Consider the following 26,525-nt stretch of genomic DNA (forward strand, 5'->3'; position numbering starts at 1 on the left):
GGGTCGTCACGGCGGGCCTCTTTCGGAGGGTCGGGCATGGGGCGGGCTGCGCAGGGGCGATTCCGCCCGCCGCCAAGGCTGCGAAGAATTCGCCTGCCGATGCAACCGAAGCACACGCCAAGTTGTTCCTGAGCCGCGGAAAGGTGATGCACCTGACGCCTCTGCGCCACATAGGTTGGAGACTGGCACGATCCCGGACCCCGGATGGGGCGCACGGGGTTGACGCGGATCGGCGTGCGGCCCCATGGACGTGCGTGCGAATCGCGCCGGATGATCATGCCGGTGCAGAAAGAACAGATGCTGCCTCGGGCCTGTCTCTGCCGGCCGGTCCGACGATGAACAAGGAAAACGCAACGATGCGCCTCGCTTCCCTTTTCGCGGCGCTGGCCCTGGGGCTGGCGGCTTGCGGTCCCACGCAGGAGACCGCGACCCCCGCCGTCCAGCAGCCCGCCCAGATTCCCGACATCTACAAGGCCCGGACCGATACCGGCCCGAACGGTGAGCCGATTCCGATCCAGGCTGTCCGCGCCGCCTATCTGAACGACCGCAACACCCGCCAGCTGGTCCCCTACAACGGGTCCGAGGCACCGGGCACGATCGTCGTCGATCCCTATGCGCGCGTGCTGTATCATGTGCAGCCGGGCGGACAGGCGATGCGCTACGGCGTGGCCGTGGGCCGCGCGGGCCTGACCTTCGAGGGTCGCGCCACCATCGCGCGCAAGGCCGCCTGGCCCAGCTGGCGCCCGACCGACAACATGCTGCGCACCGAGCCACAGCTGTACGGCCAGTTCCGCAACGGCCTGCCCGGCGGCATGCAGAACCCCCTCGGGTCGCGGGCGCTCTATCTCTATCAGGGCAGCGTGGACACCTATTACCGCATCCACGGCACGCTGGACCCCTCGTCCATCGGCAAGGCGACCTCGGCGGGCTGCATCCGCATGTTCAACCAGGACGTGATGGACCTGTTCGAGCAGATCCCGACCGGCACCGAGGTCATCGTGCGCTCTCAGGCGGAAAGCGTCCGCATGGAAGGCCCGATGGTCGAGACGCCGGAAGGCTATGTCATGCCCGCCACGGCGGCGCCCGCCGCCGATCCGGCCGTGACCGCCCAGGCCGCGGCCCCGGTGCAGACCGCGATGGTGCAGGCCTCGCCCGTGCAGTCGGCCGTGCCGGCCGCGCCGCTGATGGACCCCTATGCCGCGATGGCCGCGGTCCCCGCCGCGACGCCGGTCGAGCCCGCGCTGGTCAGCGACCCCTTCGCCTCGGGCAGCGCGACCTTCGTCTCGCCGGTCGAAAGCGCGGTTCCGGCGCGCTGACCGCACGGCCCTGCCGGGCAGTTCGGCAACAGTGACGGGCCCCGGCGAAAGCCGGGGCCTTTCCAATTGCAAAAGGTCGGTTTCCTGCGCAATGTCGGTGCCGAACGCCCCCTGCCCGTCGAAGGTGCCCGGATGCCCAATTACGCCAAGCGCGAACAGGAAACGCTGAGCGCCGACCAGCTGGCGCTTGCCGGGAAAAGCCGCCATCCGGCCCTCGGCGCCCTGGACGATGCGGCGGTGCTGAGGCTGATCGCCGATCTGCGCGCAGCCCACGACGATGCCCCCGCCGCGGCGACCGCGGGCGATCCGGGACCGGCGGAACTGCTGTCGGCGGCGCTGCGCCGGGTCGAGACGGAACGCCGCAAGCGGGGACTGACGGCCGCAGGGTCCAAGCCCGCCGCGGCACCGGTCGCCGCACCCGCCGTCTCGGCCGCCAAGGTGCCCGCGACCAAGCGCAAGCCCGCGACCCTGCCGCGCACCCCCGCGGGCCGCAAGCCCGCAGAGACGCGCAAGACCGACCTGCGCACCGAGCCGCACCGCGTCCCCAAGCGCGGCGCGAAGCCCGCGACCCTGCCGGGCCAATCCACCGACCCTGTCACGAGGACACCAGTCATGAGCACCGACGAGGCCAAGAAGGCCGAGAAGCAGGCAGCCCGCAAGGCCGAGAAGGACGCCGCCAAGGCCGCCGGGAAGGAGGCCGCGAAGGCCGCACGCAAGGCCGAGAAGCAGGCCGCCCGCCAGGCCGAGAAAGAGGCCGAGAAGGCCGCCAAGGCCGCGAGGAAGGACGCCGAGCGCGAAGCCCGCCGCGCCGCCCGCAAGGCCGAGAAGCAGGCCGGGAAGGGCACCGCGCCCAAGGCCGAAGCGACCGCCGATCTGCCGAAGCCCGCAAAGCCCGCAAAGCCCGCCGCGGAGAAGCCCGCGAAGGCCAAGGCACCTGCATCCAAGGACGCCGCCGCCAAGCCCGGCAAGGCCAAGACCAAGGCCGCCAAGCCCGAATCCGGCGCGGCGAAGAAGTCCAAGTGAGCCTGCGCCCGCGCCCCCGGGCGCGGGTCCTGCCGCGTCCCCTGCTGATGTTCGTGCAATCCCTGCTGCGGCCGCTGGCGGTCGCCCTGACGCTGGCGCTGGCCACGGCGCCCATGGCCGGGGCGCGCCCGGCGGTGGATGCGCATCACGGCCTGCCCCCGGTCCGCCAGTCCGAGGACCTGCGCTGCAGCGAGGATGCGCGCGACTGCATCGCCCGCGCGACCTATGCCGCCGATGTCTGCAAGCTGATCGAACGCAACGCCGCCGATCACGGGCTGGACCCGGCCTTCCTCGCGCGCCTGCTGTGGAAGGAGAGCCGGTTCGAACCATCGGCCGTCAGCCCGGCGGGGGCGCTCGGCATTGCGCAGTTCATGCCCGGCACGGCCGATCTCTACTGGCTGGACGACCCGTTCAACCCCGCGCAGGCGATCGGCAAGGCCGCGTGGTACCTGGCCCATCTGCGCGACCGGTTCGGCAATATCGGCCTGGCCGCCGTCGCCTATAACGGCGGAGAGAACCGCGCCGCGCGGTTCATCGCCCAGGCCACGACCCTGCCATACGAAACCGTCGATTACGTCGAATCCATCACCGGCTTCAGCGCGCATCGCTGGCGCGACAACCCGCCGCCCGCCTCCGAGCTGCGCCTGGCCCTGGACCCCGACCAGCCCTTCCGCCCCGCCTGCGAACGCATGGCCGGGGAGCGCCGCCTGCGCGAGTTCAACAGCCAGCCCCCGGCGATGCCCTGGGGCGTCGTGGTGGCCAGCCACCCCAGCCAGGCGGGAGCGGCACAGCAGGTCGCGCGACTGAACCGCACGCTGCGGCCGATCCTGACGGACGGGGCGCGCGTCGGCTATGTCCGCAAGCGCATGAACAGCATGCCGCGCGCCGTCTATACCGCCCAGGTCGGCTATGCCTCGCGCGACGAGGCGACGCGGTTCTGCAACCGCTTCAAGTCGCTTGGCGGGCGCTGCATCGTGCTGAAGAACTGATCACAGGAAGCTCTGCGGATCGATGTCCACGGACAGGCGCAGGTTCGTGGGCAGCCTGATCCCCGACAGCCAATCCGCGATCGCCGCCTGCAGCGGCGCCTGACGCGGCGCGCGGATCAGCATGCGCATGCGGTGGCGTCCCCGGACCCGCGCGATGGGCGCGGGCGCGGGCCCCCACAGCTCCGCCCCCACCTGGGTCAGCGGCTCGGCCCGCCCGGCCAGATGGCGCGCGAAATCGGTGACCACCGCCAGGTCGGGATGGGACAGGATGATCCCCGCCAGCCGCCCCCAGGGGGGCATGCCCGCCGCCTGGCGGCCCGCGGCCTCCGCGTCCCAGAACGCCTCGTCCTGCCCCGACAGGATCGCCCGGATCACCGCGTGATCGGGCTGATGCGTCTGCAGAAGCGCCACCCCCGGCGCCGCCCCCGACTGCCGCCCGGCCCGCCCCGCCACCTGCCGCATCAGCTGAAAGCTGCGTTCCGCCGCGCGCAGATCGGCGCCCTGCAGGCCCAGGTCGGCATCGACCACCCCCACCAGCGTCAGGCGCGGAAAGTTGTGCCCCTTGGCCACGATCTGCGTGCCGATGATGATGTCCGTGTCGCCGTCCGAGATCTGGGCGATGGTCTCCTTGAGCGCGCGGGCGGAGTGGAACAGGTCCGAGGACAGCACAGTGGCCTTGGCGTCGGGAAAACGCGCCGCGACCTCCTCGGCGATGCGTTCGACGCCGGGGCCGATGGGGGCCAGCTTGCCCTCGACCCCGCAACTGGGGCAGGCGGTGGGGATGGGTCGCGTCTCTCCGCATTGGTGGCAGACCAAGCGATTCTGGAACCGGTGTTCGACCATCCGCGCGTCGCATTGATGGCACCCGATCTGTTCGCCGCAGGCACGGCAGACGGTGACGGGTGCGAACCCGCGACGGTTCAGGAAGATCAGCGACTGTTCGCCCTTGGCCAGCCGCGCGGTGACCGCCTGCGCCAGCGTGGGAGAGATCCAGCGCCCCTGCTCCATCGCCTCGGCGCGCAGGTCGATGGCGGCCATCTGCGGCAACTCGGCCTCGCCATAGCGCGACCGCAGGTCCAGCCGCGCGTATTTCCCCGTCGCCGCGTTCACCCAGCTTTCCAGGGACGGCGTGGCCGAGGCCAGCACCACCTGCGCGCGGTTGATCGACGCCCGCAGCACCGCCATGTCGCGGGCGCTGTAATAGACGACGTCCTCCTGCTTGTAGCTGCCGTCATGTTCCTCATCGACGACGATCAGGCCCAGATCGGAAAAGGGCAGGAACAGCGCCGACCGCGCGCCGACGACCAGTCCCACCTGCCCCCGCCCGGCCATGTGCCACAACCGGCGGCGTTCCGTGCGGGTGATGCCGCTGTGCCATTCGCCGGGGCGCGCGCCGAACCGCGCCTCGACCCGGTCCAGGAATTCGGCCGACAGCGCGATCTCGGGCAGCAGGACCAGCGCCTGCCGCCCCTGCGCCAGGCATTCCGCCACGGCCTCCAGATAGACCTCGGTCTTGCCCGAGCCGGTGACCCCGCGCAGCAGCGTGGTGCCGTAACCGCCCGCCCGGATCGCGGCGCGCAGCGTGTCGGAGGCCGCCTGCTGATCGGGGGCCAGGGGCTTGCCCGGCCGCGTGGGGTCCAGCGCGGGATAGGGGGTGTCGCGCGGCGCCTCGATCTCGGCCAGGGCACCGCTGGCGACCAGACCCTTGACCACCGACGTGCCGACCCCCGCCAGCTGCGCCAGCTCGGAGGCCGCAAAGCTGGCCCCGCCGTGATCGGCCATGACCTGCAGCACGCGGGCGCGCGCCTCGGTCGCGCGACCGGGCTGGCCCGATCCGGGCACGATGATGCGCCGCGCGGCCGGCGGCTGGTCGATGTCGGGCGCGCGGGTGGCCATGCGCAGCATCAGCGGCAGCGGCGTCAGCGTGTATTCCGCCGCCCGCGTCAGGAAATCCAGGAAGCGCGCGTCAAAGGGCTGCGCGTCCAGCACGCGGGCCACGGCGCGCAGCTTGGCCAGGTCGAAATCGCCGACCCCCGGCCCCCAGACCAGCCCCAGCACCCGGCGCGGCCCCAGGGGGACCAGCACCAGCTGTCCCTGCCGCACGCCGCCTTCGGGGGACAGGTAGTCCAGCACGCCGACCGTCTCGGCGGTCAGGACCGCGATGCGGGCGCGGGGGGGAAAGAATTCGGGCGGGGTCATGATGGCGCGATAAAGACGGGCGGCGGCACGGGTTGCAAGCCCCCGCCTTCGGGTTCTTCCCCTTCCCGCCAGACCCCATCTGCGATATGACCGTGCCGAACAGCAGCCTGAGGAGATGGGCCATGAAATTCTTTGTCGACACCGCCGATATCGCCGCGATCAAGGAGCTGAACGACCTGGGCATGGTCGATGGCGTCACCACCAACCCCTCGCTGATCCTGAAGTCCGGCCGCGCCATCGCGGAGGTCACCGCCGAGATCTGCGCCATGGTCGAGGGCCCGGTCAGCGCCGAGGTCGTGGCCGAGAAGGCCGATGACATGATCGCCGAAGGCCGCCACCTGGCCAAGATCGCGCCCAACGTCTGCATCAAGGTGCCGCTGACCTGGGACGGCCTCAAGGCCTGCCGCGTGCTGTCGGACGAGGGCCACAAGCTGAACGTCACGCTGTGCTTCAGCCCGGCGCAGGCGATCCTGGCCGCCAAGGCCGGCGCGACCTTCATCAGCCCCTTCATCGGGCGCCTGGACGACATCCATCTGGACGGCATGGACCTGATCGCCGACATCCGCGAGATCTATGACAATTACGGCTACGAGACCGAGATCCTGGCCGCGTCGATCCGCAGCGTGAACCACATCGTCGAGGCCGCCAAGATCGGCGCCGACGTCATCACCGCGCCGCCCTCGGTCATCAAGTCGATGGCGAACCACATCCTGACCGACAAGGGCCTGGCGCAGTTCAACGCGGATTGGGCCCAGACCGGCCAGAAGATCCTCTGACCCCCGCATCCCGGAGAGACCCGCATGACCGACGCGCTGGACCCTGAGACCCGCGACCGGCTGCTGGCCGATCCGGGGGCGATCCTGGCCGACCGCGACCTGATGCGCGCCCTGGTGGCCGCGCGCGAGGCCGAGGTCGGCGGCAATGTCATCGACATCCGCGGCCGCGCCATGGAGGCGCTGGAGACCCGGCTGGACCGGCTGGAGGCCACGCATGAGGGCGTGATCGCCGCCGCCTATGACAATCAGTCGGGCATGGCGATGATCCACCGCGCCGTGCTGGGCCTGCTGGAAACCGCCGATCTGGCCGATCTGGGCGCGGCGCTGCAGGCCGACATCGCGCCGCTTCTGCGCATCGAGACGCTGCGCCTGGTGGCCGAGGGCGAGCCGCCCCTGGCCCTGCCCGCCGACACCGCCATCGTGCCGCCCGGCACCATCGCCCGCATCCTGGAGGCGGGCCGTCGGATGCCGCGCGGCGACGACATCGTGCTGCGCCCCGCGATGGTGGTGACGCGTCCGCTGCACGGCCGCACCATCGCCTCCGAGGCGCTGCTGCCGATGGATCTGGGCGCGGACCGCCCGCGCGCCCTGCTGCTGATGGGCAGCGCCGATGCCGCCCGATTCCAGCCCGCGCACGGGACGGACCTGCTGCGCTTCTTCGGTCAGGTCTTCCGGCTGGCGCTGCTGGCGCGGCTGCCCGCATGACCGACCGGCTGACGGCCGCCGCGACGCAGGCCGCGCTGGACCGCTGGCTTCTGACCGAGGCCGCGGCGCGCGACCGCTCGGACCACACAGTCACCGCCTATCGCGGCGACGTCACCGCGTTTCTGCACTTCATCGGCGCCCATTGGGGCGAGGCCGTGGCGCCCGCCGCGCTCGTCCGACTGCGGCAGACGGACATGCGCGCCTTCGCGGCCTCCGAACGCGGGCGGGGCCTGGGCGCGCGGTCGCTGGCGCGGCGCATGTCGGGGGTGCGGTCCTTCCTGCGCTGGATCTCGGACCGCGAGGGGCTGGACCTGTCGGCCGCCCTGTCGACCCGCAGCGCGAAATACGCCCGCAGCCTGCCGCGCCCGCTGACCCAGGACCAGGCCCGCGACACGCTGGAGCGGGTGGCGGACCATGGGACGCCCTGGATGGGGGCGCGCGACGTGGCGGTGCTGACGCTGCTCTGGGGGTCGGGGCTGCGCATCTCCGAGGCGCTGGCGCTGAACGGCACCGACTGGCCCTTTGCCGAGGGGCTGGTGATCCGCGGAAAGGGCGGGCGCGAGCGTCAGGTGCCGGTCCTGCCCGTCGCCCGCGACGCGGTCGCCCGCTATCTGGACCTGTCGCCCTGGGGCCACCGCACCGACGCGCCGCTGTTCCGCGGCGTCCGCGGCGGTCGCCTCTCGGCCGGTACGGTCGAGGCCGCGATGCGACAGGCCCGCGCCGCCCTGGGCCTGCCCGCCAGCGCGACGCCCCATGCCCTGCGCCACAGCTTCGCCACGCATCTGCTGTCGGCGGGCGGCGATCTGCGCACCATCCAGGAGCTTCTGGGCCATGCCAGCCTGTCGACCACCCAGGTCTATACCGGGGTGGACGACGCGCGGCTGATGGCCGTCTATCGCAATGCGCATCCGCGCGGATGAACCCGCACGCGCGCTGCCGCGTTTCCCTGTCCCCTGACTATCGAGGCCCGCATGACCGACCACGCCATCTTCCACCGCCCCCTGGGAGCCAATCCCCCCGCCGGATACGATCAGGCCATCTTCGGCATGGGCTGCTACTGGGGGGTCGAGCGGCTGTTCTGGAAGCAGAACGGCATCTGGCTGACCGAGGTCGGCTTTGCCGGGGGCACGGTCCAGAACCCGACCTACGAGCAGGTCAAGCGCGGCGATACCGGCCATGCCGAGGTGGTGCGCATCATCTATGACAGCGCGCTGATCAGCTATGACCACCTGCTGCAGCTGTTCTGGGAGAACCACGACCCGACCCAGGGCGACCGGCAGGGCAATGACGTCGGCCCGCAGTATCGCAGCCTGATCATGACCTTCGACGACCATCAGGCGGCGATCGCCGAACAGTCGCGCATCGACTATGACAACCGCCTGGCCGTGCAGGGTTTCGGCAAGATCACAACGCAGATCCTGCCCGCGTCCACCTTCTGGCCGGCCCATGAGGCGCATCAGCAGTACCTGGAAAAGAATCCCGACGGTTATTGCGGGCTGAAGGGCACCGGAGTAGAGGCCAGCCTTCCCAACCCGGATACGATCTGATGACCACCTTCACCGCGCTGACCCATGTGAAAGGCCGCGAGGCCGCCGAGGCCCTGGCCGAAGCCTGCGAGGACCTGACCCCCGAGCCCGTCGGCACCGGCGTCTTCGAGATCGAGGACGGCAGCGAGCGGTGGGAGGTCGGCGCCTATTTCACCGAGGCCCCCGACGAGATCACCCTGGCGATCCTGGCCGCGGCCTATGGCGCCAACCCCTTCGCCGTGTCCGAGGTCCCGGACGTCGATTGGGTCGCCCATGTGAAGCGCGAACTGACCCCGGTCCGCGCGGGCCGCTTCTATGTCCATGGCAGCCATGACGCCGACGACATCCCGCCGGGGGTGGAGGCGCTGTGGATCGAGGCCGCGATGGCCTTCGGCACCGGGCACCACAACACCACCAAGGGCTGTCTGGAGGCGCTGGACCGCTTGGCGACCGAGGGGTTCCAGGCCACCCGCATCGCCGACATCGGCTGCGGGACGGCGGTGCTGGCCATGGGGGCCGCGCGTCTGTGGCCGGTCACCGTGCTGGCCAGCGACATCGACCCTGTCGCGGTGGACACGGCCGCCGCCAATGTCATCGCCAACGGGCTCGACGGTCGCGTGGAATGTCTGGAGGCCGCAGGGTTCGACCACCCGATGCTTGAGCGCGCGGCACCTTATGATCTGGTGCTGGCCAACATCCTGAAGCAGCCGTTGATCGATCTGGCGCCCGACATGGCCCGCCATGTGGCACCCCAGGGCCGGATCATCCTGTCGGGTATCCTGACCACCCAGGCCGACGAGGTCACGCAGGCCTATGGCGCCGCGGGCTTTGCGCCCGACCGGCGCGACGACATGGGCGACTGGACCACGCTGGTCATGACCCGCGCCTGATCCCCGCCCTCCGGACATGGAAAACCCCCGCAAGCGCAAGCTTCGGGGGTTTGATCGTCAGGAAGGGGGGGCTGGCTTCAGAAGCCGCGCGCAATCCGCTCGATGTCGCCGCGGCACAGACCGATATCGTCCAGCTCGCGATCCGACAGGCGGCTCAGTTCGCGACGCGTCACGCGGGTTTCCCGCCAGGACGCCATCAGCGACACGATATGCGCGACGATGTTGCCCACGCCTCCGACAGCCATGCTGCGGTTCGTTTCGATCGTCGACATCATTTCACCTGTTTTCACTTTGCCCTATCCGAGGGCAGTTTTCCGATACGCAGGAGATAATTCGGGCAGCCCGCAAAGAGTAGCCGGCAAAGCCGCAAGGCCGCCATGCGCTTTCTGCAACAGCCAAGGCCGAAACTGTCGCATTTCGGTCACAATTGGCCGCACCCGGCGAGCAGGCCTCAGCGCCAGTCGCCCAAGGCCGCCTGCCACAGCGCCAGCGCCGCGACCGCCGCCGTGTCGGCGCGCAGGATCCGCGGCCCAAGGCTGACCGGGGTGACGAAGGGCAGGCGCGACAACTGCGCGCGTTCTTCGGGGGAGAACCCGCCCTCTGGGCCGATCAGGATGGCCCACGGGCCGCGCGGAAGCCCGTACAGGGTCTCGGCCGGACCCGCCCGCGATTCATCGGCCCAGAGAATGCGCCGCCCCGCATCCCACCCGTCCAGCAGCGCCGACAGCGGTTGCAGTTCCGCCACAGGGGGCACGAAGGTCCCGCCGCATTGTTCGGCCGCCTCGACGGCATGGGCCTGGAGGCGGTCCTGCCGGATGCGTTCGGAATTGGTGAAGCGCGTCTGGACCGGCATGATCCGCGCGGCGCCCATTTCGGCCGCCTTCTCGACGATGAAGTCGGTGCGGGCCTTCTTGATGGGCGCGAAGATCAGCCACAGGTCCGGCGGGTCCTGCTGCGGCGCGGTCGGAGCGGCCACCGTCAGCACGCCGCCGCGCTTGCCCGCCTCCTGCAGATGCGCCTGCCATTCGCCGTCCCGCCCGTTGAAGACCTGGACCGCGTCACCCTGCCGCAGGCGCATGACGCCCGTCAGGTAATGCGCCTGCGGCCCATCCAAGGGGACGGGTTGTCCTGCAACCAAAGGGTGATCTATGAACAGTCTGATCCGGGGCATGATGGGCGTGACGCTATGCAAAGCCAGACCGAAAGGCCAGATGCCGTCTTCGACGCGCCGCCCGACAACTGGGTGGACCGCTTCGCCCCCGCGCGGACCCGGCCCTGGCTGCGGCTCAGCCGGGCGGACCGGCCGATCGGCACCTGGCTGCTGCTGATCCCCTGCTGGTGGGGGATCGGGCTGGCGATGATGGCGGACGGGCCGCGCCTGTTCGATCTGTGGATCGCGCTGGCCTGCGCGATCGGCGCCTTCGTCATGCGCGGCGCGGGCTGCACCTGGAACGACATCACCGACCGCGCCATCGACGCGCAGGTGGCACGGACCCGGTCGCGGCCGCTGCCCTCGGGGCAGGTCAGCCTGCGGGGGGCGTATTTCTGGCTGCTGGCGCAGGGGCTGGTCGGGCTGGTGATCCTGCTGACGCTTGGCCGGGCGGCCGTGTGGATGGGGGTCGCGTCGCTGGCGCTGGTCGCGATCTATCCCTTCGCGAAACGCTTCACCTGGTGGCCACAGCTGTTTCTGGGCTTTGCCTTCAACTGGGGCGTCATGCTGGCCTATGCCGCCCATATGGGCCGGGTCGATCCGGCGCCGGTGGTGGCCTGGCTGGGCGCCATCGCTTGGACGATCTTCTACGACACGATCTATGCCCATCAGGACGCCGATGACGACGCGCTGATCGGGGTGAAATCGACCGCCCGCCTGTTCGGCGACCGCAGCCCTGCGATCCTGGCGGGCTTTGCGGTCCTGTCGGTCGCGGTGCTGGCCGTGGCCGCGGGTCTGGCGGGTCGCAATCAGTTGATGGCCTGGGCCGGGGTCGCGGCCTTCGGCCTGCACCTGCTGTGGCAGCTGCGGAATTTCCGGCCCGATCAGGGGGATGTCTGCCTGCGCCTGTTCCGGTCGAACCGCGATGCGGGGCTGATCCTTGCGCTGTTTCTTGCCATTGCGGGGCTGGCATGATTGCGCCGTGCCCCCCGCGTCGCTAGACGTTGCCCGCTTGCAACAGCCCAAGGTTTTTTCGATGGCCCGTTCCCGCCGCCTGTCCACCTCCATGGCCACCATCCTTGTCCTGGCGGGCGCGGGCGGGCTGTCCTGGCTGGGCGCCGAACAGGCCGCCACCTTCATCGAGGATCGCGCCACCCGCGACGTGACCCAGGCCCTGCGCGAGGCCGGGCATGACTGGGCGGGCGTCGCGGCCGACGGGCTGCGCGTCACCCTGACCGGCACCGCCCCCACCGAGGTCGAGCGGTTCCGCGCCGTGACCCAGGCCGGCACCGCCGTCGATCCGGGCCGGGTCGAGGACCGCATGACCGTCGCCTCGGTCGAGGCGATGGCCGCCCCCGAGTTCAAGGTCGAGCTGCTGCGCGGCGAACAGGGCCTGTCGATGATCGGCCTGATCCCCGCCGCCACCGACCGCGCGGCGATGCGGCGGGCCTTCGGCGGCGGCACGGTGCAGGACGACCTGCTGGAGCAGGCCGACCACCCGGTGCCGGACGGCTGGACCGAGGCGCTGCGCTTTGGCCTGCAGGCCGCGGGCATGGCCGATCAGGCCAAGATCACCGTGGTGCCGGGCCGGGTGCAGGTCACCGCCCTGGCCGCCGACCGTGCGGCCCAGGGACAGCTGGAGCAGGCGCTGCGCAGCGCGGCACCCGGCGGGGTCACGGTCGATCTGGACATCAGCGCGCCGCGCCCGGTGATCGCGCCCTATATCCTGCGCTTCGCGCTGGATGCGGACGGCGCGCGCTTCGACGCCTGCAGCGCGCCGGACGCGGATGGCCGCACCCGCATCATGGAGGCCGCCCGTGCCGCCGGGCTGGAGACCGCGCCCGATTGCGCCCTAGGCCTGGGCGCGCCGTCCGACGACTGGCCCCAAGCCGCCGCCGCCGCGATCGAGGCCCTGGGCCAGCTGGGTCAGGGTCAGGTCACCCTGTCGGATGCCGATGTCGCGCTGGTCGTGCCCGCCGCCGTGACGCGCGAGCGGCTGGACCAGGTCGCGGGCGCGCTGGACGGGGCGCTGCCCGATCCCTACCGCCTGGAGGTCGAGCGCGAGCAGGCCGATGTCCAGGCCGCCCCGATCGAGTTCCAGGCCACCCTGCCCCCGTCGGGCGAGCTGGCCATGCGCGGCCGCATCGCGGACGACCAGATGCGCGAGGTCGTGGACAGCTTCGCCCGGTCGCGCTTTGCCGTGGCGCAGAGCGGGCTTCGGCCCGATCCGTCCGTGCCTGCGGGCTGGACGGTGCGGGTCATCGCCGGGCTGGAGGCCATGGCGCCGCTGCATGCCGGCCAGGCCCGCGTCACCCCCGAGATGGTCGAGCTGACCGGCGTCTCGGGCGATCCGCGCGCGACCGAACGCGCCGCCGCGCTGCTGTCGGACCGGCTTGGGGCGGGCGCGGCCTATCGCCTGGCCATCAGCTATGACCGGCGCCTGGACGATGCCCTGGGCCTGCCCGACGGCGAGGAATGCGTGGCCCGGCTTAACATCATCATGTCCGAAAGCGAGATCGGCTTCGAGCCGAACAGCGCCGCCATCGCGGGCGATCCGGAAGCGACCATGGCGCGCCTGGCCCAGGCCATGACCGATTGCGACGAGTTCCTGATGGAGGCCGGCGGCCACACCGATTCGCAGGGCTCGGAGGCGTTCAATGCCGAACTGTCGCGCAGCCGCGCTCAGGCGCTGGTCACCGCCATGACCGAGGCCGGGATCGATACCGCCAACATGTCCGCCCGCGGTTACGGCGAAAGCCGCCCCGTCGCCACCAACCAGACCGAGGAGGGCCGCGAGATCAACCGCCGGATCGAGTTCCGCCTGCTGTCGCCGCATCCCGTGGGCGCCGATCAGCTGCCCAGCCCGGTGACTGTGACCGGCGTGACCGGCGACACGCCGCCCCCCGCGCCCGTCCCGGCCGGGACGCTGGCCGACGACACGGCCCAAGGCCCGCAGCTGCCTCCCGTCCAGGGGCCGGTCCTGCCGGTCCTGGCGCCGCAGATGCAGGGGCCGCAGCTGCCCCTGCCCACCGTCGCGACCGGGACGGCCCCGATGACCCTCGGCGTGACCGAGGAGTTCCAGACGCTGGACGAACGCGAGGAAAACCTTAGGGTGCCCGTGCTGACGCCCGATGACGACACCCCCCGCCCCGGACCGCGCCCCGACAGCGTCGCGGAACGGGCCGGCGGCCAAGACGAAGCGACCGACGAATGACCCGATCCGAATTCATCGCCGTCACCGCCCTGATCCTGTTCGGAGCCTTCGTTCTGGGCTGGATCGCCAGCTGGCTGGTGCATCGCGTGACGCGACCCGCGCGCGGCGACATGTCCGAGCTGGACCGCATGGCCCATCAGCTGCACGAGGCCGAGGAGGCCCGCGACGCGGCCCTGGCGCAGACGCGCGAGCGCGAGGCCGCGCTGACCGCGCGCCTGGCGGGCACCCAGGCCGAGCTGCGCGCCGCCATGGAGGGCCTGCGCGACAGCCGCACAGAGGTCGAGGAATTGCGGGACTATATCGAAAAGGCGCTGGCGCGCCGCTGACGCGCCAGCCTGCGGGGATCAGATCCCGGCGTCGATGATGGCGCGGGCCAGGACCGGCACCGTGTCACGGTTCAGGCCCGCGATGTTCAGGCGCGAATCGCCCACCATGTAGATGGCCGCGTCGGTCTTCAGCTTCTGCACCTGCTCCGGCGTCGCGCCAAGGCGCGAGAACATGCCGCGATGGTGGCGGATGAAATCGAACCGGTCGCTGCCCGACAGGTCGCGCAGTTCGGCCGCCAGCTGGTCGCGCAGGCCCAGCATGGTGTTGCGGACCTCCTCCAGTTCCGCCGCCCAATCGGCGCGCAGCGCGTCGTCCATCAGAATGGTGCTGACGATGCGCGCGCCATGATCCGGCGGGAAGGAGAAGTTCTGCCGGTTCAGGAAGGCCATGGACCCCTGCGCCAGATCGCGGCCCTTGGTGCTGTCGGCCAGCGCGATCAGGATGCCGGTGCGCTCGCGGTAGATGCCGAAGTTCTTGGAGCAGGAGGCCGCGATGAGCACCTCGGGCAGGCTGCGGGCGACCAGGCGCGTGGCCTCGGCATCCGCGTCCAGCCCGTCGCCGAAGCCCTGATAGGCCAGGTCGATCAGCGGGATCGCGCCCGACTTCTCCAGGATCGCCACGACCTCGGCCCATTGCTCCAAGGTCAGGTTCGCCCCGGTCGGGTTGTGGCAGCAGCCGTGCAGCAGGACGACGTCGCCCTTGCCCGCCTGTGCGATGTCGGCCTTCATGCCCTCGAAATCGACGCCGCGGGTTTCCGCGTCGAAATAGCGGTATTCGGTATAGGGCAGGCCCATGAAGGCCATGATCGACAGGTGGTTCGGCCATGTCGGGTTCGACACGAACACCCGCACGCCCGGATTGGCGAGCCGCGCCAGTTCCAGCGCCTGACGGATGGCCCCCGTGCCGCCGACCGAGGCGACCGAGGCCAGACGGTCCGCGGGCAGATCGCCCAGCACCATCGTGGCCAGCGCGTTGCGATAATCGGGTTCGCCCGCCAGTCCGGTATAGGCCTTGGTGGTCTGGCTCTCCCAGATGCGCTGTTCGGCGGCCTTGACGGCGCGCATGACCGGGGTGACGCCCTGCGGGTCCTTGTAGACGCCCACGCCCAGGTCGATCTTGCCCTGTCGGGTGTCGGCCTTGAACTCCTCGATCAGCATCAGGATCTTGTCGGGGCTTTGGGCTTTCAGGTCGGTCAGCATCAGGCGTCTCCGGTTGCGATGTTCAGGTCGGCGAAGCTGCCCCATTCGGTCCAGCTGCCGTCGTAAAGCGAATGGTCGCGGTGCCCCGCCCGCTCCAGCGCGAAGGACAGCGCGGCCGCGGTCACCCCGCTGCCGCAGGTGGTGATGACCGGCCGCGACAGGTCGATGCCCGCGTCGGTGAAGGCCGCGCGGATCGCGTCGGGCGCGATCATCGTGCCGTCGGCGTTGAACAGCCGCCCGAAGGGCAGGTTGCGCGATCCCGGAATGTGACCGGCGCGCAGGCCGGGGCGCGGTTCGGGCACCTCGCCGCGGAACCGCTCTGGGCTGCGCGCATCCACGATCTGCGGATCGCCCAGCTTGCTGGCCGCGGCGACCTGGGTCACGTCGCGCACCAGGCCTGCCTGGCGCTGGACGGTGATGTGGCGGTCGCGCATGACGGGGGGCATGTCCTCCAGCGCTCGACCCTCGGCGCGCCATTTGGGCAGGCCGCCATCCAGCACGGCCACGTCGGTCTTGCCCATCAGGCGGAAGGTCCACCAGACGCGAAAGGCGCTGCGCACGTCGGAATTGTCATAGATGACCACCTGATGCCCGTCGCCCACGCCCATCGCGCGCATGCGGCTGATGAACATCTCGGGCGGGGGGGCCATATGCGGCAGGGCCGATCGCTTGTCGCTGATCGCGTCGATGTCGAAGAAGCGCGCGCCGGGAATGTGGGCCGCGTCATATTCGGCCCGCGCGTCGCGGCCCGTGGCGGGCATGTGCCAGCTGGCATCGATTATGCGCAGTTCCGGGTCGCCCAGATGCGCCGCCAGCCAGTCGGTCGAGACCAGTGTCTTCGGATCGTCCATGGCCCGCCCCCCTGCTGCGCCGCGCGCCCCGATTTACAGGGGCCGGGCCGGGGCTGCAACAGCCTATCCCTGCTTCAGCAGGCGCTGTTTCTGGCGGTTCCAGTCGCGCTTGGCGTCGGTCTCGCGCTTGTCGTGGTTCTTCTTGCCCTTGGCGACGCCGATCTTCAGCTTCACCAGGCCGCGATGGTTGAAATACATCACCAGCGGAACGAGGGTCATCCCCTCGCGGGCGGTGGCCTGCCACAGGCGCGACAGCTCGCGCTTGCTGACCAGCAGCTTGCGGCGGCGCCGCTCCTCATGGCCGAAGACGCCCGCGCGGGCCAGGGCCGCGATATAGCCGTTGATCAGCCACAGCTCGCCGCCCTCGACCGAGGCATAGCTTTCGGCGATGTTGGACTGGCCGACGCGCAGGGATTTCACCTCGGAACCCGTCAGCATGATGCCGACCTCCAGGTCGCTTTCGATGAAGTAATCGAAGCGCGCCCGCCGGTTCTCGGCGATCACCTTGTAGTTCTTGTTGTCGTCATCCTTGGCCATCACGCTCAGATAGGGGCGGCCGGTGCGTCTGTAAAGCCATGCGTTGCGCCCGCCCGTCGCAGCGGGTTAGGTCTTGGCCAAACGAGGGGGGACAGCATGCGGCATGGCGGACAGATCCTGGTCGAGGCCCTGCGCCTCAATGGCGTCACACGGGTGTTCTCGGTCCCGGGAGAGAGCTTTCTGGCCGCGCTGGACGGGCTGCATGGCAGCGGCATCGCCAATATCGTCTGCCGTCACGAGGGCGGCGCGGCCATGATGGCCGAGGCCCAAGGCAAGCTGACCGGCCGCCCCGGCGTGGCCTTCGTCACCCGCGGACCGGGCGCCACCAATGCAAGCGCGGGCGTGCATGTGGCGCGGCAGGATTCGACGCCGATGATCCTCTTCGTGGGCCAGATCGCGCGGGGCGACACCGACCGCGAGGCCTTTCAGGAGGTCGATTATCGCGCCATGTTCGCGCCGCTGGCGAAATGGGTGGCGCAGATCGACCAGACCGACCGCCTCGCCGAATACGTCGCGCGCGCCTTTCACGTCGCGCAGTCGGGCCGCCCCGGTCCCGTGGTCCTGGCCCTGCCCGAGGATATGCTGTCGGCGCGCGCCGACTGCCCCGACCTGCCCGCCGCCGCCCTGCCCCGCCCCCATGTCGCCCCCGACAGCGTGCAGGCGGTCGCCGAGGCGCTGGCCGGCGCGCGACGCCCGCTGGTCGTGGCGGGCGGCAGCTTGTGGTCGCAGCGCGCGGCAGACGATCTGGCGCGCTTCGCCGCGGCCTGGGACCTGCCGGTGGTGGTGCCCTTCCGCCGCCAAGACCGCATGGACAACCGCCTGACCCAGTATGTCGGCGATCTGGGCGTGGGAATGAACCCGGCCCTGGGCCAGGCGCTGCGCGAGGCGGATCTGATCCTGTCGCTCGGCTCGCGCTTGGGCGACACGCTGACGGGGGGATATGCGCTGATGGACCCCGTGCGCCCCCATGCGCGCGTGGTGATGGTCCATCCCGACCCCGATCAGCTGGGCACGCTGTGGCGCGCCGACCCCGGCATCGTGGCTGATCCGCGCGCCATGCTGGCAGCACTGGCCGCCCTGCCCGCCCCCGCGCCGGTCTGGGCGGATTGGCGCGAGCGGTTGCGCGCCGCCTATGAGGACTGGCAGCAGCCCCGCCCCACCCCCGGCGCGCTGCGGCTGGAGCAGGTCGTGACCTGGCTGGCCGAATACCTGCCCGAGGACGCCATCGTCACCAACGGCGCGGGGAATTACGCCAGCTTCCTGCACCGCTATTACCGCTGGCGGCAGATGGGGACGCAGCTGGCGCCGACCTCGGGGTCGATGGGATACGGACTGCCCGCGGCCATCGCGGCCAGCATCGCCCATCCGGGCCGCATGGTGGTCTGCCTGGCGGGCGACGGCTGCATCCAGATGACCGTGAACGAACTGTCCACCGCCGCCCAATACGGCGCGACGCCCATCGTCATCGTCGCCAACAACGGCCGCTACGGCACGATCCGCATGCATCAGGAACGCCACTATCCGGGCCGCGTGTCGGGCACCGACCTGTTCAACCCCGACTTCGCCGCGCTGGCCCGCGCCTATGGCGGCCACGGAGAGCGGGTCGACCGCGATGCCGATTTCGCCCCCGCCTTCGAGCGCGCGCGCCTGTCGGGCCGCCTGGCGGTGATCGAGCTGGCCCTGGACCCCGAGGCGCTGACCCCCGGCGCGACCCTGACCCAGACCCGCGACGCGGCCCTGAAGGCGCTGGCATGATCCCCGGCCCGCGCAACCGGATCACCGACGTGGCCGGTCTGCGCGTGGGCCATGCGCAGGACGACGCGCTGCGATCGGGCGTCACCGTGCTGACCGCCGATGCGCCCTTCGCGGCCGCCGTGCATGTCATGGGCGGCGCGCCCGGCACGCGCGAGACCGACCTGCTGGCGCCCGACAAGCTGGTCGGCGCGGTGGATGCGCTGGTCCTGTCGGGCGGGTCGGCCTTTGGCCTGGCCGCCTGCGACGGGGTGATGGAGGCGTTGCATGCCGCCGGGCGCGGCTTTGCCGTAGGCCCCGCGCGCGTGCCCATCGTGCCGGGGGCGATCATCTTCGACCTGCTGAACGGCGGAGACAAGGCTTGGGCCACGAACCCCTATCCGGCACTTGGCCGGGCGGCCTGGCGGGCGGCGGGGGCGGATTGCGCGACGGGTTCGGTCGGCGCAGGCACCGGCGCGCTGACCGGGGTGCTGAAGGGCGGGGTCGGGTCGGCCTCGGCGGTACTGGCGGGGGGTGCGACAGTGGGCGCGCTGGTCGTGGTCAACGCGCTCGGCCAGGCGACGGTGGGCGACGGCCCGCATTTCTGGGCGGCACCTTGGGAGCTGTCGGCGGAGTTTGGCGGTCTTGGCCTGCCCGACCGCTTCCCGGCGGATCACGAACCCTTGCCCACCAAGCGCTTGGGCGAGGCCACGACCATCGCCATCGTCGCGACCGATGCCGCGCTGGACAAGGCCGGATTGCAGCGGCTGGCCACGGCCGCCCACGACGGGCTGGCCCGCGCGCTGGTCCCGAGCCACACGCCCCTGGACGGGGATCTGGTCTTTGCGGTCTCGACCGGCGCGCGCGCTTTGGGCGATCCGGTCGGCGACGTCTTCGCCCTGGGCCATGCGGCGGCCTGCGTTCTGGCGCGGGCGGTGGCGCAGGGCGTGCATGCCGCCGACAGCCGTCCGGGCGACCTGCAACCCAGCTGGATGGCGCGTTTCGGATGAAGAAAGGGGCGGCGCGACCAGCGCACCGCCCCAGAGAGAGATCGCCAAGAGGGACAGCTCAGCGATTGGAGGCACAACGCCGCTTCGTCGCGTCGGTTGCCGACCGACTATCACGAATCCGTGACGCGCGGCACCCCGACCCCGCCCGCGGCGCTTTGACATTCCAGCACGCGGCATGCTCACATGCCGCCAAACCGCACAGCGTGAGGATGCCATGACCGACCAGCCGACCGACCTGAAAAGCCTTCTGCGCGACCCGTCCCTGCTGGAGACCCGCGCCTTCGTCGCCGGTGACTGGGTCGATGCCGATGACGGCGCCACCTTCGAGGTCACGAACCCCGCCCGCGGCGACGTGATCGCCCGCGTGGCCGATCTGGGCCGGGCCGAGACCGCCCGCGCCATCGACGCCGCAGCCCGCACCATGAAGGACTGGGCCGCCCGCCCCGCCAAGGAACGCGCCCAGGTGATGCGCAAGTGGTTCGATCTGATGATGGCCAACCAGGACGACCTGGGCACCATCCTGACCGCCGAACAGGGCAAGCCCCTGGCCGAGGCCAAGGGCGAGATCGCCTATGGCGCCAGCTTCGTCGAATGGTTCGGAGAGGAGGCCAAGCGCGTCTATGGCGAGACGATTCCCGGCCATGCCGCCGACAAGCGCATCAGCGTCATCCGCCAGCCCATCGGCGTGGTGGGGTCGATCACGCCCTGGAATTTCCCGAACGCCATGATCGCGCGCAAGGCGGGACCGGCGCTGGCCGTGGGCTGCGGCTTCGTCGCGCGCCCGGCGACCGAAACGCCGCTTTCGGCCCTGGCCATGGCGGTGCTGGGCGAGCGCGCGGGCCTGCCCAAGGGCATCCTGTCGGTGATCCCCTCGACCAGCGCCAGCGACATCGGCAAGGAGTTCTGCGAGAACCACCTGGTGCGCAAGCTGACCTTCACCGGCTCGACCGAGGTTGGCCGGGTGCTGCTGCGTCAGGCCGCCGATCAGGTCATGAAATGCAGCATGGAGCTGGGCGGCAACGCGCCCTTCATCGTCTTCGACGACGCCGATCTGGACGCCGCGGTCGAGGGCGCGATGGCGTCCAAGTTCCGCAACAACGGCCAGACCTGCGTCTGCGCCAACCGCATCTACGTCCAGTCCGGGGTCTATGACGCCTTTGCCGAAAAGCTGGCCGCGGCGGTGGAGAAGCTGAAGACCGGCGACGGGCTGACCGAGGGCGTGACCACCGGCCCGCTGATCACCGAGAAGGCCGTCCGGAAGGTCGAGGAGCATATCCGCGACGTGCTGGACGGCGGCGGTTCGGTGCTGATCGGCGGCCAGCGCAAGGAAGGGCTGTTCTTCCAGCCGACCGTCGTGACCGGCGTCACCGCCGACATGAAGGTCGCGACCGAGGAGACCTTCGGGCCCTTGGCGCCGCTCTTCCGGTTCGACACCGAGGAGGAGGCGGTCGAGGCCGCGAACAACACCATCTTCGGTCTGGCCTCCTATTTCTACGCCCGCGACATCGGCCGCATCACCCGCGTCCAGGAGGCGCTGGAATACGGCATCGTCGGCGTGAACACCGGCCTGATCTCCACCGAGGTGGCGCCCTTCGGCGGCGTCAAGCAGTCGGGCCTGGGCCGCGAGGGCAGCCGCCACGGCCTGGAGGACTTCATGGAGATGAAGTACATCTGCCTCTCGGTGTGACATTTTCGCGCGTCGTTCGGGAACCGCGGGGGACAGGCGACGTTGCGATCCCAGAAGGGCCGACCGACAGGGTCGGCCAAGGGATCAAGGAGAATGACATGGGCTGGCTTGCAGCAATCATCGTCGGGGGCATCGCCGGTTGGCTTGCCGAACAATTCATGAAGTCGAACATGGGCCTGCTGGCGAACATCGTTCTGGGCATCTTGGGCGCCGTCCTGTTTAACTTCATCTTCGGCTCGCTGCTGGGCCTCTATGCGGCTGGCGCCAGCTTCAGCTTCGCCTATCTGATCGCGGGCTTCGTGGGCGCCTGCATCCTGATCTTCATCGCACGCGCCATCCGCGGCCGCGCCTGAAGACTGCGCTGACACGACCATGCAAGGGCCGCGCCGGGGAAACCCGGTGCGGCCCTTCGCCGTCGTGACCGCCAAGGCACCAACGCAAACGGCCGGGCGATCGCCCGGCCGTCTGCGTGATGTCGGCACCGCTCAGCGGCGGCGGTCGTCCTCGTCCTCGTCGTCCTCATCCGCGTCGGGCAGGTTGAAGAACGTGTCGGCGTCCAGCTCCGGCTCGGGCTTCTCGGCCTCGCGGGTCAGGCTGAAGTTCTCCAGCCCGGCCATCGAACTGGGCAGGCGCGGCTCGTCGGACATGGCCAGCGAGGTCTCGGTGCTGACCAGCTTGCGACGCTCGTCATCGGTCATCACCCCGCCTTCGGCGGCCTTCTTCTTGGCGGCCTTCTGCACGGCGGCGTCCAGCTCGGTCTGGCGGCACAGGCCCAGGGCGACCGGGTCGATCGGCTGGATGTTCGAGATGTTCCAATGCGTCCGCTCGCGGATCGAGGCGATCGTCGGCTTGGTCGTGCCGACCAGCTTGGCGATCTGCGCATCGGCCAGTTCGGGGTGGAACTTGACCAGCCACAGGATGGCCGCCGGGCGGTCCTGACGCTTGGACAGCGGCGTATAGCGCGGGCCGCGACGCTTCTCCTCGCCCTCGGCGGCGGGGTTGTGCTTCAGGCGCATGCGATAGACGGGGCTCGCCTCGGCGCGCTTGATCTCCTCGGGGTCCAGCTGGTTCGAGGCGACCGGGTCGTAACCCTTGACGCCCGCCGCCACGTCGCCATCGGCGATGCCCTGGACCTCAAGCTCGTGCAGGCCGCAGAAATCGCCGATCTGCTTGAAGCTGAGCGTGGTGTTGTCGACCAGCCAGACGGCGGTGGCCTTGGCCATCAGCGGCTTGCTCATGTCAGTCTCCTTCGCGTGTCTCTTGGTCCCGGAACAGGGGGATTTGACAGGGGGCTTCGGCCGGAAAAACGGCTTCGGCTTGCGCCATTCCTCGTTTTCGGGGGGAATTGGCCGCTTCTATACCGATTTCGGGCGCCGGGGAAAAGAGGATTCGCGCGATTGCCGGTTGAGGCCGCGCCGCACCGCGCTATCCTTGCCCCATGCGCCACCTGATCCTGATCCTCGCCGCCCTGCTGACCCCGCTGCCGCTGGCCGCCCGCGACGTGGCGGGGCGGTTCGACTATTACGTCCTGGCCCTCAGCTGGCAGCCCTCCTGGTGCAGCGCCACGGGCGACGCGCGCGACGCCCCGGAATGCCGCCCCGGCACCGGGCGCGATGTCTCGGTCCACGGGCTGTGGCCCCAACACGAACGCGGCTGGCCGCAGGACTGCCGCAGCGGCGAACGCGACCCCTCGCGGCGCGAGACGGCGGCGATGACCGACATCATGGGGTCGTCCGGCCTGGCCTGGCATCAGTGGCAGAAGCACGGCCGCTGCAGCGGACTGTCGGCCGGGGACTATTTCGACGCGACGCGCCGGGCGGCGGCGGCCGTCACCGTGCCGCCCGTCCTGGACGACCTGGCCCGCGACGTGAACGCGCCCCCCGCCGTGATCGAGGAGGCCTTTCTGGAGGCCAACCCCGCCCTTTCGGCCGACGGCGTCACGATCGCCTGCCGCGACGGCGCCCTGACCGAGATCCGCATCTGCCTGACGCGGGACCTGGAACCCCGCGACTGCGGCGCAGCCCGCGTGCTGATCGAGGCCGTGCGCTAGTCGCCGCCGACCGTCAGGACGATCTTGCCGATATGCTGGCTGCTTTCCATCCGGCGATGGGCCTCGGCGGCCTCGGCCAGGGGGAAGGCCCCGTCGATGGTCACGCCGACTGATCCCGCTGCGATCATCGGCCACAGCTGCTTGCGCAGCGCATCCGCGATCTCGGCCTTGGCGACGTCGGATTGCGGGCGCAGCGTCGATCCGGTGATGGTCAGGCGGTTCATCATGATCTGGGCAAAGTTCAGCTCGACCTTGGGCCCCTCCAGAAAGGCGATCATCACCAGCCGCCCGTCCTGGGCCAGCGACTTGATGTTGCGGGGGATGTAGCTGCCGCCGACCATGTCCAGGATCAGGTCCGCGCCGCCCGCCTCGGCCAGCACCTTGGTGAAGTCCTGGCTGCGATAGTTGATGGCGGTCGCGCCAAGTGCGGTGATGGCCGCGCATTTCGCGTCGCTGCCGGCGGTGGCGAAGACACGCGCGCCAAGGGCGCGGGCGATCTGGATCGCCATCATCCCGATGCCCGACGTGCCGCCATGGACCAGGAACCGCTCGCCCCCGGTCAGGCGGCCGCGCTGGACCACGTTCGACCAGACGGTGAAAGCGGTCTCGGGCAGGCAGGCGCCCTCGCGCAGCGTCAGGCCCTTGGGGATGCGCAGGGCGTGGTCGGCATGGCAAACCGCATATTCGGCATAGCCGCCACCGGGCAGCAAAGCGCAGACCTGCTCGCCCTTCTTCCAGCGGGTCACGCCCGCGCCCAGGCCCACGATCTCGCCCGAGGCCTCCAGCCCCGGCAAGTCCGAGGCGCCGGGCGGCGGCGCATAGCTGCCCGAGCGTTGCAGCACGTCGGGACGGTTCACCCCGGCATAGGCGACCTTGATCAGGATCTGGTCATGGCAGGGCACCGGCACGGGCCGGGTCGTGGCGCGCAGCTGATCCGGGCCGCCGGGGCCCGCGATCTCGATGGCGGTCATGGTGTCGGGAAACATCGGCGGTCCTTCCTATCGCGCCCGTCCGGGCAGGGCGCGGTCGCGTGGCGCGCGGATCCAGCCCAGGGTCGCATCGGCCAGCCGCGAGGCGCCCGGCAGGCGGCGCAGGCGGGCCTTCACGGTCTCGATCGACATGATGCCGTCGATGCGCCGGTCGATGAAGGCGCGCGTCTCGGCCTCGTCCTCGGATTCGTCGCCAAGCCAGAACAGCACGCTGGCCGAGATCACCGCCGACAGCGTCGCGCGTTTGGAATACCAGTTCACGTCCTGCGACCGGTCGCCCAGGGCGGTCCAGATCACGTCCGCCGTCTCCCAGACCAGCCGCGCGGCCAGGGTCGCGTTCTGCGGCAGGGCCAGCGTGGCCGCGCCCGCCCGCACCAGCTCGGGATCCGACAGCTGCAGCCGCCGCCAGACGGCCTCGGCCACGCGGTCGCGGAACCGGCCCTCGGGCGGAGTGGCGGCCAGCGCCTCGCGCAGCGCCCGGTCCGCGCGGCGGTGATAGGCCGCGGCCAGATCGGCGCCGCCATGCGGGAAATGCACCCGGATCAGCGCGGCATCCATGCCGATGTCGCGGGCGCCGGCGGCCAGGGCCAGGTCGTTCATCCCCTCGAAGGGGACATGGATCAGGGCGGCATCCAGCAATGCGTCTCGGTCTGTCTGGGTCATGCATACCTCGTCTGGACATTCGCGCCCGCCGCTGCTAGGGGGACGCTTCCTGCAATTGATCAACTCTAACCTAGGAAGGTGGTGACAACCACATGCAGGTCAATGTTCGCGACAACAACGTCGAACAGGCGCTCCGTGCCCTGAAGAAAAAACTTCAGCGCGAAGGTGTCTTCCGCGAAATGAAGCTCAAGCAGCATTTCGAGAAGCCGTCGGTCAAGAAAGCCCGTGAAAAGGCCGAGGCCGTTCGCCGCGCCCGCAAGCTGGCCCGTAAAAAGGCACAGCGCGAAGGCGCGCTGTAAGACGACGCGACGTGTGTCATTTGAAAACCCCCGCGGCGCCATGCCGCGGGGGTTTTCTTTTGCCTGCGTGATGGTGGGCCTGCGATCAGCCGTTGCTGTCCGAACCGCCGCCCGAATCGCCACCCTCGGAGCCGCCGTCAGAACCGCCGTCGCCACCCGCGTCACCGCCGGAATCACCGCTTGCGTCGCCTCCGGCATCGCCGCCCGTGTCGCCGCCGGCATCGCCACCCGTGTCGCCGCCGGCATCACCGCCCGTGTCACCACCGTCCGTGCCCCCGGTATCGGTGCCGTCGCCGCCGTCAGTCGCGCCGTCATCGCCCGTCCCTGTCCCGCCGTCGGTCCCGGCATCGGCGGGGTCCTCCGCGGTGTCGTTGGCCGAGGACCCTTCGGGCTCGGCGCGGGTCTCCACGCCGTCGACCGAGACCAGGCGACCGTTGGCGGTGCTGTAGACCAGTTCGGTCGGCACACCGCCACGCTGCGCGGTGATCGTCAGGATCGGGCCTTCGCGCTGGATGAAGATGTCGGAATAGCCCTGCGCCGACAGCGTCTCGGCGATGGCCTCGTAGTTCTCGATGCTTTCCAGGCGGGGATAGTCGCCCTCGACCACGAAGCCTTGGGCGGGGGCCGCCTCCAGCGCGTCGTCCGGAACGATCACGGTCGTCCCCTGGGGCGATTCGACCGCGGTGGTCTGGGCGATGGCCGTGCCGGCCATTAGGCTGCCCGCGGTCAGGGTGGTGCCCAGCATCAGGGCCTTGAACGGAGTCTTCAACATCGTGCGTCTCCAGTTATCTGTCTGGCGGCACAACGCGGCAGCAGGGCCCGACGGTTCCCTCGGCCCCGTTCAGACGGGGATCGCGGTGGTCCGGAAGACGGTGCGCAGGGCGAAGCTGGAATGCATCTGCGCGACCCCCGGCAGGCGGGCCAAGTGCTGGCGGTGGATGCGGGCGAAGTCGTCGGTATCTTCGACCACGATCTTCAGCAGATAGTCGGCCGTACCCGCCATCAGGTGACATTCCAGCACGTCGGGGATGGTCCGCACGCCGCGTTCGAAGGCGTCGAGAACCTCGTCCGCCTGACCCGACAGGGTGATCTCGACGAAGACGGTGGTCTGGCGGCGCAGCGCCCGCGCGTCCAAGAGCGCGACATAGCCCGAGATGACCCCCGCCTCCTCCAGCCGCTGCACCCGGCGGTGACAGGCCGAGGGCGACAGATGCACCCGGAGCGCCAGTTCGGCATTGCTGATTCGCCCCTCCTTCTGAAGCAGGGACAGGATGCGTCGGTCTATTGCGTCAAGGTCGGCCATGGCGGCAGATTCTTCGATCAGACGGCCGGATGCCAGCGTTTTCTTCGCACCGGGACATCATCGACGCCCCTGCTTCGCAGCACCTTGCGGA

The 26,525-nt window shown here is 70.4% G+C and carries 28 protein-coding genes; 17 read left to right on the plus strand and 11 right to left on the minus strand.

What is annotated here, in order from left to right; translation table 11 throughout:
• The first annotated feature begins 356 nt into the window (after nucleotides 1–356).
• From AACG61_RS14110 to AACG61_RS14120, 3 genes are all read left to right on the plus strand, one after another.
• Entirely contained in the window at nucleotides 357–1,316 is a 960-nt protein-coding gene (locus AACG61_RS14110; protein WP_411837733.1) for a L,D-transpeptidase, read from the plus strand.
• Between the two features lie 132 nt (nucleotides 1,317–1,448).
• The gene (locus AACG61_RS14115) at nucleotides 1,449–2,339 is read left to right on the plus strand and encodes a hypothetical protein (RefSeq protein ID WP_411837734.1); all 891 of its coding nucleotides are present in this window, start codon (nucleotides 1,449–1,451) and stop codon (nucleotides 2,337–2,339) included.
• Complete coding sequence (locus tag AACG61_RS14120) at nucleotides 2,336–3,328, plus strand: transglycosylase SLT domain-containing protein (RefSeq protein ID WP_411837735.1); 993 nt, start codon at nucleotides 2,336–2,338, stop codon at nucleotides 3,326–3,328. The genes AACG61_RS14115 and AACG61_RS14120 overlap by 4 nt, the downstream gene beginning before the upstream one ends.
• Here the strand turns inward: AACG61_RS14120 and AACG61_RS14125 are convergent, their stop codons facing one another.
• The gene (locus tag AACG61_RS14125) at nucleotides 3,329–5,527 is read right to left on the minus strand and encodes a primosomal protein N' (protein WP_411837736.1); all 2,199 of its coding nucleotides are present in this window, start codon (nucleotides 5,525–5,527) and stop codon (nucleotides 3,329–3,331) included.
• A gap of 122 nt (nucleotides 5,528–5,649) precedes the next feature.
• On the opposite strand from AACG61_RS14125, the gene fsa reads away from it, so the two are divergent.
• From fsa to AACG61_RS14150, 5 genes are read left to right on the plus strand one after another with little or no spacing between them, the layout of a single operon-like run.
• Entirely contained in the window at nucleotides 5,650–6,303 is a 654-nt protein-coding gene (fsa, locus tag AACG61_RS14130; RefSeq protein WP_411837737.1) for a fructose-6-phosphate aldolase, read from the plus strand.
• A 24-nt stretch (nucleotides 6,304–6,327) separates the two neighbouring features.
• Complete coding sequence (locus tag AACG61_RS14135) at nucleotides 6,328–7,008, plus strand: DUF484 family protein (protein ID WP_411837738.1); 681 nt, start codon at nucleotides 6,328–6,330, stop codon at nucleotides 7,006–7,008.
• Nucleotides 7,005–7,928, plus strand: a complete 924-nt coding sequence (locus AACG61_RS14140; RefSeq protein ID WP_411837739.1) for a tyrosine recombinase XerC — start codon at nucleotides 7,005–7,007, stop codon at nucleotides 7,926–7,928. The genes AACG61_RS14135 and AACG61_RS14140 overlap by 4 nt, the downstream gene beginning before the upstream one ends.
• 51 nt (nucleotides 7,929–7,979) lie before the next feature.
• Nucleotides 7,980–8,555 carry a peptide-methionine (S)-S-oxide reductase MsrA gene (gene msrA, locus AACG61_RS14145; RefSeq protein ID WP_411837740.1) on the plus strand — a complete coding sequence of 192 codons (576 nt, stop codon included), beginning with the start codon at nucleotides 7,980–7,982 and terminating at the stop codon, nucleotides 8,553–8,555.
• A complete protein-coding gene (locus AACG61_RS14150; protein WP_411837741.1) occupies nucleotides 8,555–9,424 on the plus strand; it encodes a 50S ribosomal protein L11 methyltransferase in 870 nt (289 codons plus the stop codon). Before msrA ends, AACG61_RS14150 begins: the two co-directional genes overlap by 1 nt.
• 77 nt (nucleotides 9,425–9,501) lie before the next feature.
• Here AACG61_RS14150 and AACG61_RS14155 read toward each other — a convergent pair whose 3' ends face one another.
• Nucleotides 9,502–9,696, minus strand: a complete 195-nt coding sequence (locus tag AACG61_RS14155; RefSeq protein ID WP_411839534.1) for a DUF1127 domain-containing protein — start codon at nucleotides 9,694–9,696, stop codon at nucleotides 9,502–9,504.
• A gap of 179 nt (nucleotides 9,697–9,875) precedes the next feature.
• Nucleotides 9,876–10,595 carry a 16S rRNA (uracil(1498)-N(3))-methyltransferase gene (locus tag AACG61_RS14160; protein ID WP_411837742.1) on the minus strand — a complete coding sequence of 240 codons (720 nt, stop codon included), beginning with the start codon at nucleotides 10,593–10,595 and terminating at the stop codon, nucleotides 9,876–9,878.
• Between the two features lie 15 nt (nucleotides 10,596–10,610).
• Between AACG61_RS14160 and ubiA the strand changes: the two genes are divergently transcribed.
• The 3 genes from ubiA to AACG61_RS14175 all read left to right on the plus strand — a co-directional run bounded on the left by ubiA (nucleotide 10,611) and on the right by AACG61_RS14175 (nucleotide 14,114).
• Nucleotides 10,611–11,549 carry a 4-hydroxybenzoate octaprenyltransferase gene (gene ubiA / locus AACG61_RS14165; protein WP_411837743.1) on the plus strand — a complete coding sequence of 313 codons (939 nt, stop codon included), beginning with the start codon at nucleotides 10,611–10,613 and terminating at the stop codon, nucleotides 11,547–11,549.
• Between the two features lie 61 nt (nucleotides 11,550–11,610).
• Nucleotides 11,611–13,788 carry an OmpA family protein gene (locus AACG61_RS14170; protein ID WP_411837744.1) on the plus strand — a complete coding sequence of 726 codons (2,178 nt, stop codon included), beginning with the start codon at nucleotides 11,611–11,613 and terminating at the stop codon, nucleotides 13,786–13,788.
• A complete protein-coding gene (locus AACG61_RS14175) occupies nucleotides 13,785–14,114 on the plus strand; it encodes a hypothetical protein (RefSeq protein WP_411837745.1) in 330 nt (109 codons plus the stop codon). The genes AACG61_RS14170 and AACG61_RS14175 overlap by 4 nt, the downstream gene beginning before the upstream one ends.
• Nucleotides 14,115–14,132: 18 nt before the next feature.
• Here the strand turns inward: AACG61_RS14175 and AACG61_RS14180 are convergent, their stop codons facing one another.
• The 3 genes from AACG61_RS14180 to smpB all read right to left on the minus strand — a co-directional run bounded on the left by AACG61_RS14180 (nucleotide 14,133) and on the right by smpB (nucleotide 16,702).
• Entirely contained in the window at nucleotides 14,133–15,314 is a 1,182-nt protein-coding gene (locus tag AACG61_RS14180) for an aromatic amino acid transaminase (protein ID WP_411837746.1), read from the minus strand.
• Nucleotides 15,314–16,165 carry a 3-mercaptopyruvate sulfurtransferase gene (gene sseA, locus AACG61_RS14185; protein ID WP_411837747.1) on the minus strand — a complete coding sequence of 284 codons (852 nt, stop codon included), beginning with the start codon at nucleotides 16,163–16,165 and terminating at the stop codon, nucleotides 15,314–15,316. Before sseA ends, AACG61_RS14180 begins: the two co-directional genes overlap by 1 nt.
• Before the next feature lie 63 nt (nucleotides 16,166–16,228).
• Entirely contained in the window at nucleotides 16,229–16,702 is a 474-nt protein-coding gene (gene smpB, locus AACG61_RS14190) for an SsrA-binding protein SmpB (RefSeq protein ID WP_411837748.1), read from the minus strand.
• A gap of 96 nt (nucleotides 16,703–16,798) precedes the next feature.
• Between smpB and AACG61_RS14195 the strand changes: the two genes are divergently transcribed.
• From AACG61_RS14195 to AACG61_RS14210, 4 genes are all read left to right on the plus strand, one after another.
• The gene (locus AACG61_RS14195; RefSeq protein ID WP_411837749.1) at nucleotides 16,799–18,457 is read left to right on the plus strand and encodes a thiamine pyrophosphate-binding protein; all 1,659 of its coding nucleotides are present in this window, start codon (nucleotides 16,799–16,801) and stop codon (nucleotides 18,455–18,457) included.
• Nucleotides 18,454–19,443: a P1 family peptidase gene (locus AACG61_RS14200; protein ID WP_411837750.1), complete on the plus strand. Its 990-nt coding sequence runs from the start codon at nucleotides 18,454–18,456 to the stop codon at nucleotides 19,441–19,443. The genes AACG61_RS14195 and AACG61_RS14200 overlap by 4 nt, the downstream gene beginning before the upstream one ends.
• A gap of 214 nt (nucleotides 19,444–19,657) precedes the next feature.
• Entirely contained in the window at nucleotides 19,658–21,130 is a 1,473-nt protein-coding gene (locus tag AACG61_RS14205) for an NAD-dependent succinate-semialdehyde dehydrogenase (protein ID WP_411837751.1), read from the plus strand.
• A gap of 98 nt (nucleotides 21,131–21,228) precedes the next feature.
• The gene (locus tag AACG61_RS14210; RefSeq protein WP_411837752.1) at nucleotides 21,229–21,483 is read left to right on the plus strand and encodes a GlsB/YeaQ/YmgE family stress response membrane protein; all 255 of its coding nucleotides are present in this window, start codon (nucleotides 21,229–21,231) and stop codon (nucleotides 21,481–21,483) included.
• 132 nt (nucleotides 21,484–21,615) lie between these two features.
• On the opposite strand, the gene AACG61_RS14215 is transcribed toward AACG61_RS14210, so the two are convergent.
• Nucleotides 21,616–22,368, minus strand: a complete 753-nt coding sequence (locus AACG61_RS14215) for a DUF1013 domain-containing protein (protein ID WP_411837753.1) — start codon at nucleotides 22,366–22,368, stop codon at nucleotides 21,616–21,618.
• Nucleotides 22,369–22,568: 200 nt separating this feature from the next.
• On the opposite strand from AACG61_RS14215, the gene AACG61_RS14220 reads away from it, so the two are divergent.
• A complete protein-coding gene (locus tag AACG61_RS14220) occupies nucleotides 22,569–23,180 on the plus strand; it encodes a ribonuclease T2 family protein (protein WP_411837755.1) in 612 nt (203 codons plus the stop codon).
• Here AACG61_RS14220 and AACG61_RS14225 read toward each other — a convergent pair.
• Complete coding sequence (locus AACG61_RS14225) at nucleotides 23,177–24,166, minus strand: NAD(P)H-quinone oxidoreductase (protein WP_411837756.1); 990 nt, start codon at nucleotides 24,164–24,166, stop codon at nucleotides 23,177–23,179. The genes AACG61_RS14220 and AACG61_RS14225 overlap by 4 nt on opposite strands.
• A gap of 12 nt (nucleotides 24,167–24,178) precedes the next feature.
• Complete coding sequence (locus AACG61_RS14230; RefSeq protein WP_411837757.1) at nucleotides 24,179–24,832, minus strand: COQ9 family protein; 654 nt, start codon at nucleotides 24,830–24,832, stop codon at nucleotides 24,179–24,181.
• A 92-nt stretch (nucleotides 24,833–24,924) separates the two neighbouring features.
• Here AACG61_RS14230 and rpsU point away from each other — a divergent pair, with 92 nt between their 5' ends.
• The gene (gene rpsU, locus AACG61_RS14235) at nucleotides 24,925–25,131 is read left to right on the plus strand and encodes a 30S ribosomal protein S21 (RefSeq protein ID WP_081994671.1); all 207 of its coding nucleotides are present in this window, start codon (nucleotides 24,925–24,927) and stop codon (nucleotides 25,129–25,131) included.
• A gap of 85 nt (nucleotides 25,132–25,216) precedes the next feature.
• Here rpsU and AACG61_RS14240 read toward each other — a convergent pair whose 3' ends face one another.
• Nucleotides 25,217–25,903 carry a hypothetical protein gene (locus AACG61_RS14240; RefSeq protein WP_411837758.1) on the minus strand — a complete coding sequence of 229 codons (687 nt, stop codon included), beginning with the start codon at nucleotides 25,901–25,903 and terminating at the stop codon, nucleotides 25,217–25,219.
• 69 nt (nucleotides 25,904–25,972) lie between these two features.
• Nucleotides 25,973–26,434 carry an Lrp/AsnC family transcriptional regulator gene (locus AACG61_RS14245; protein ID WP_411837759.1) on the minus strand — a complete coding sequence of 154 codons (462 nt, stop codon included), beginning with the start codon at nucleotides 26,432–26,434 and terminating at the stop codon, nucleotides 25,973–25,975.
• Between the last annotated feature and the right edge of the window lie 91 nt (nucleotides 26,435–26,525).

The organism is Paracoccus sp. ME4 (genome assembly GCF_046736325.1).
Lineage (GTDB): Bacteria > Pseudomonadota > Alphaproteobacteria > Rhodobacterales > Rhodobacteraceae > Paracoccus.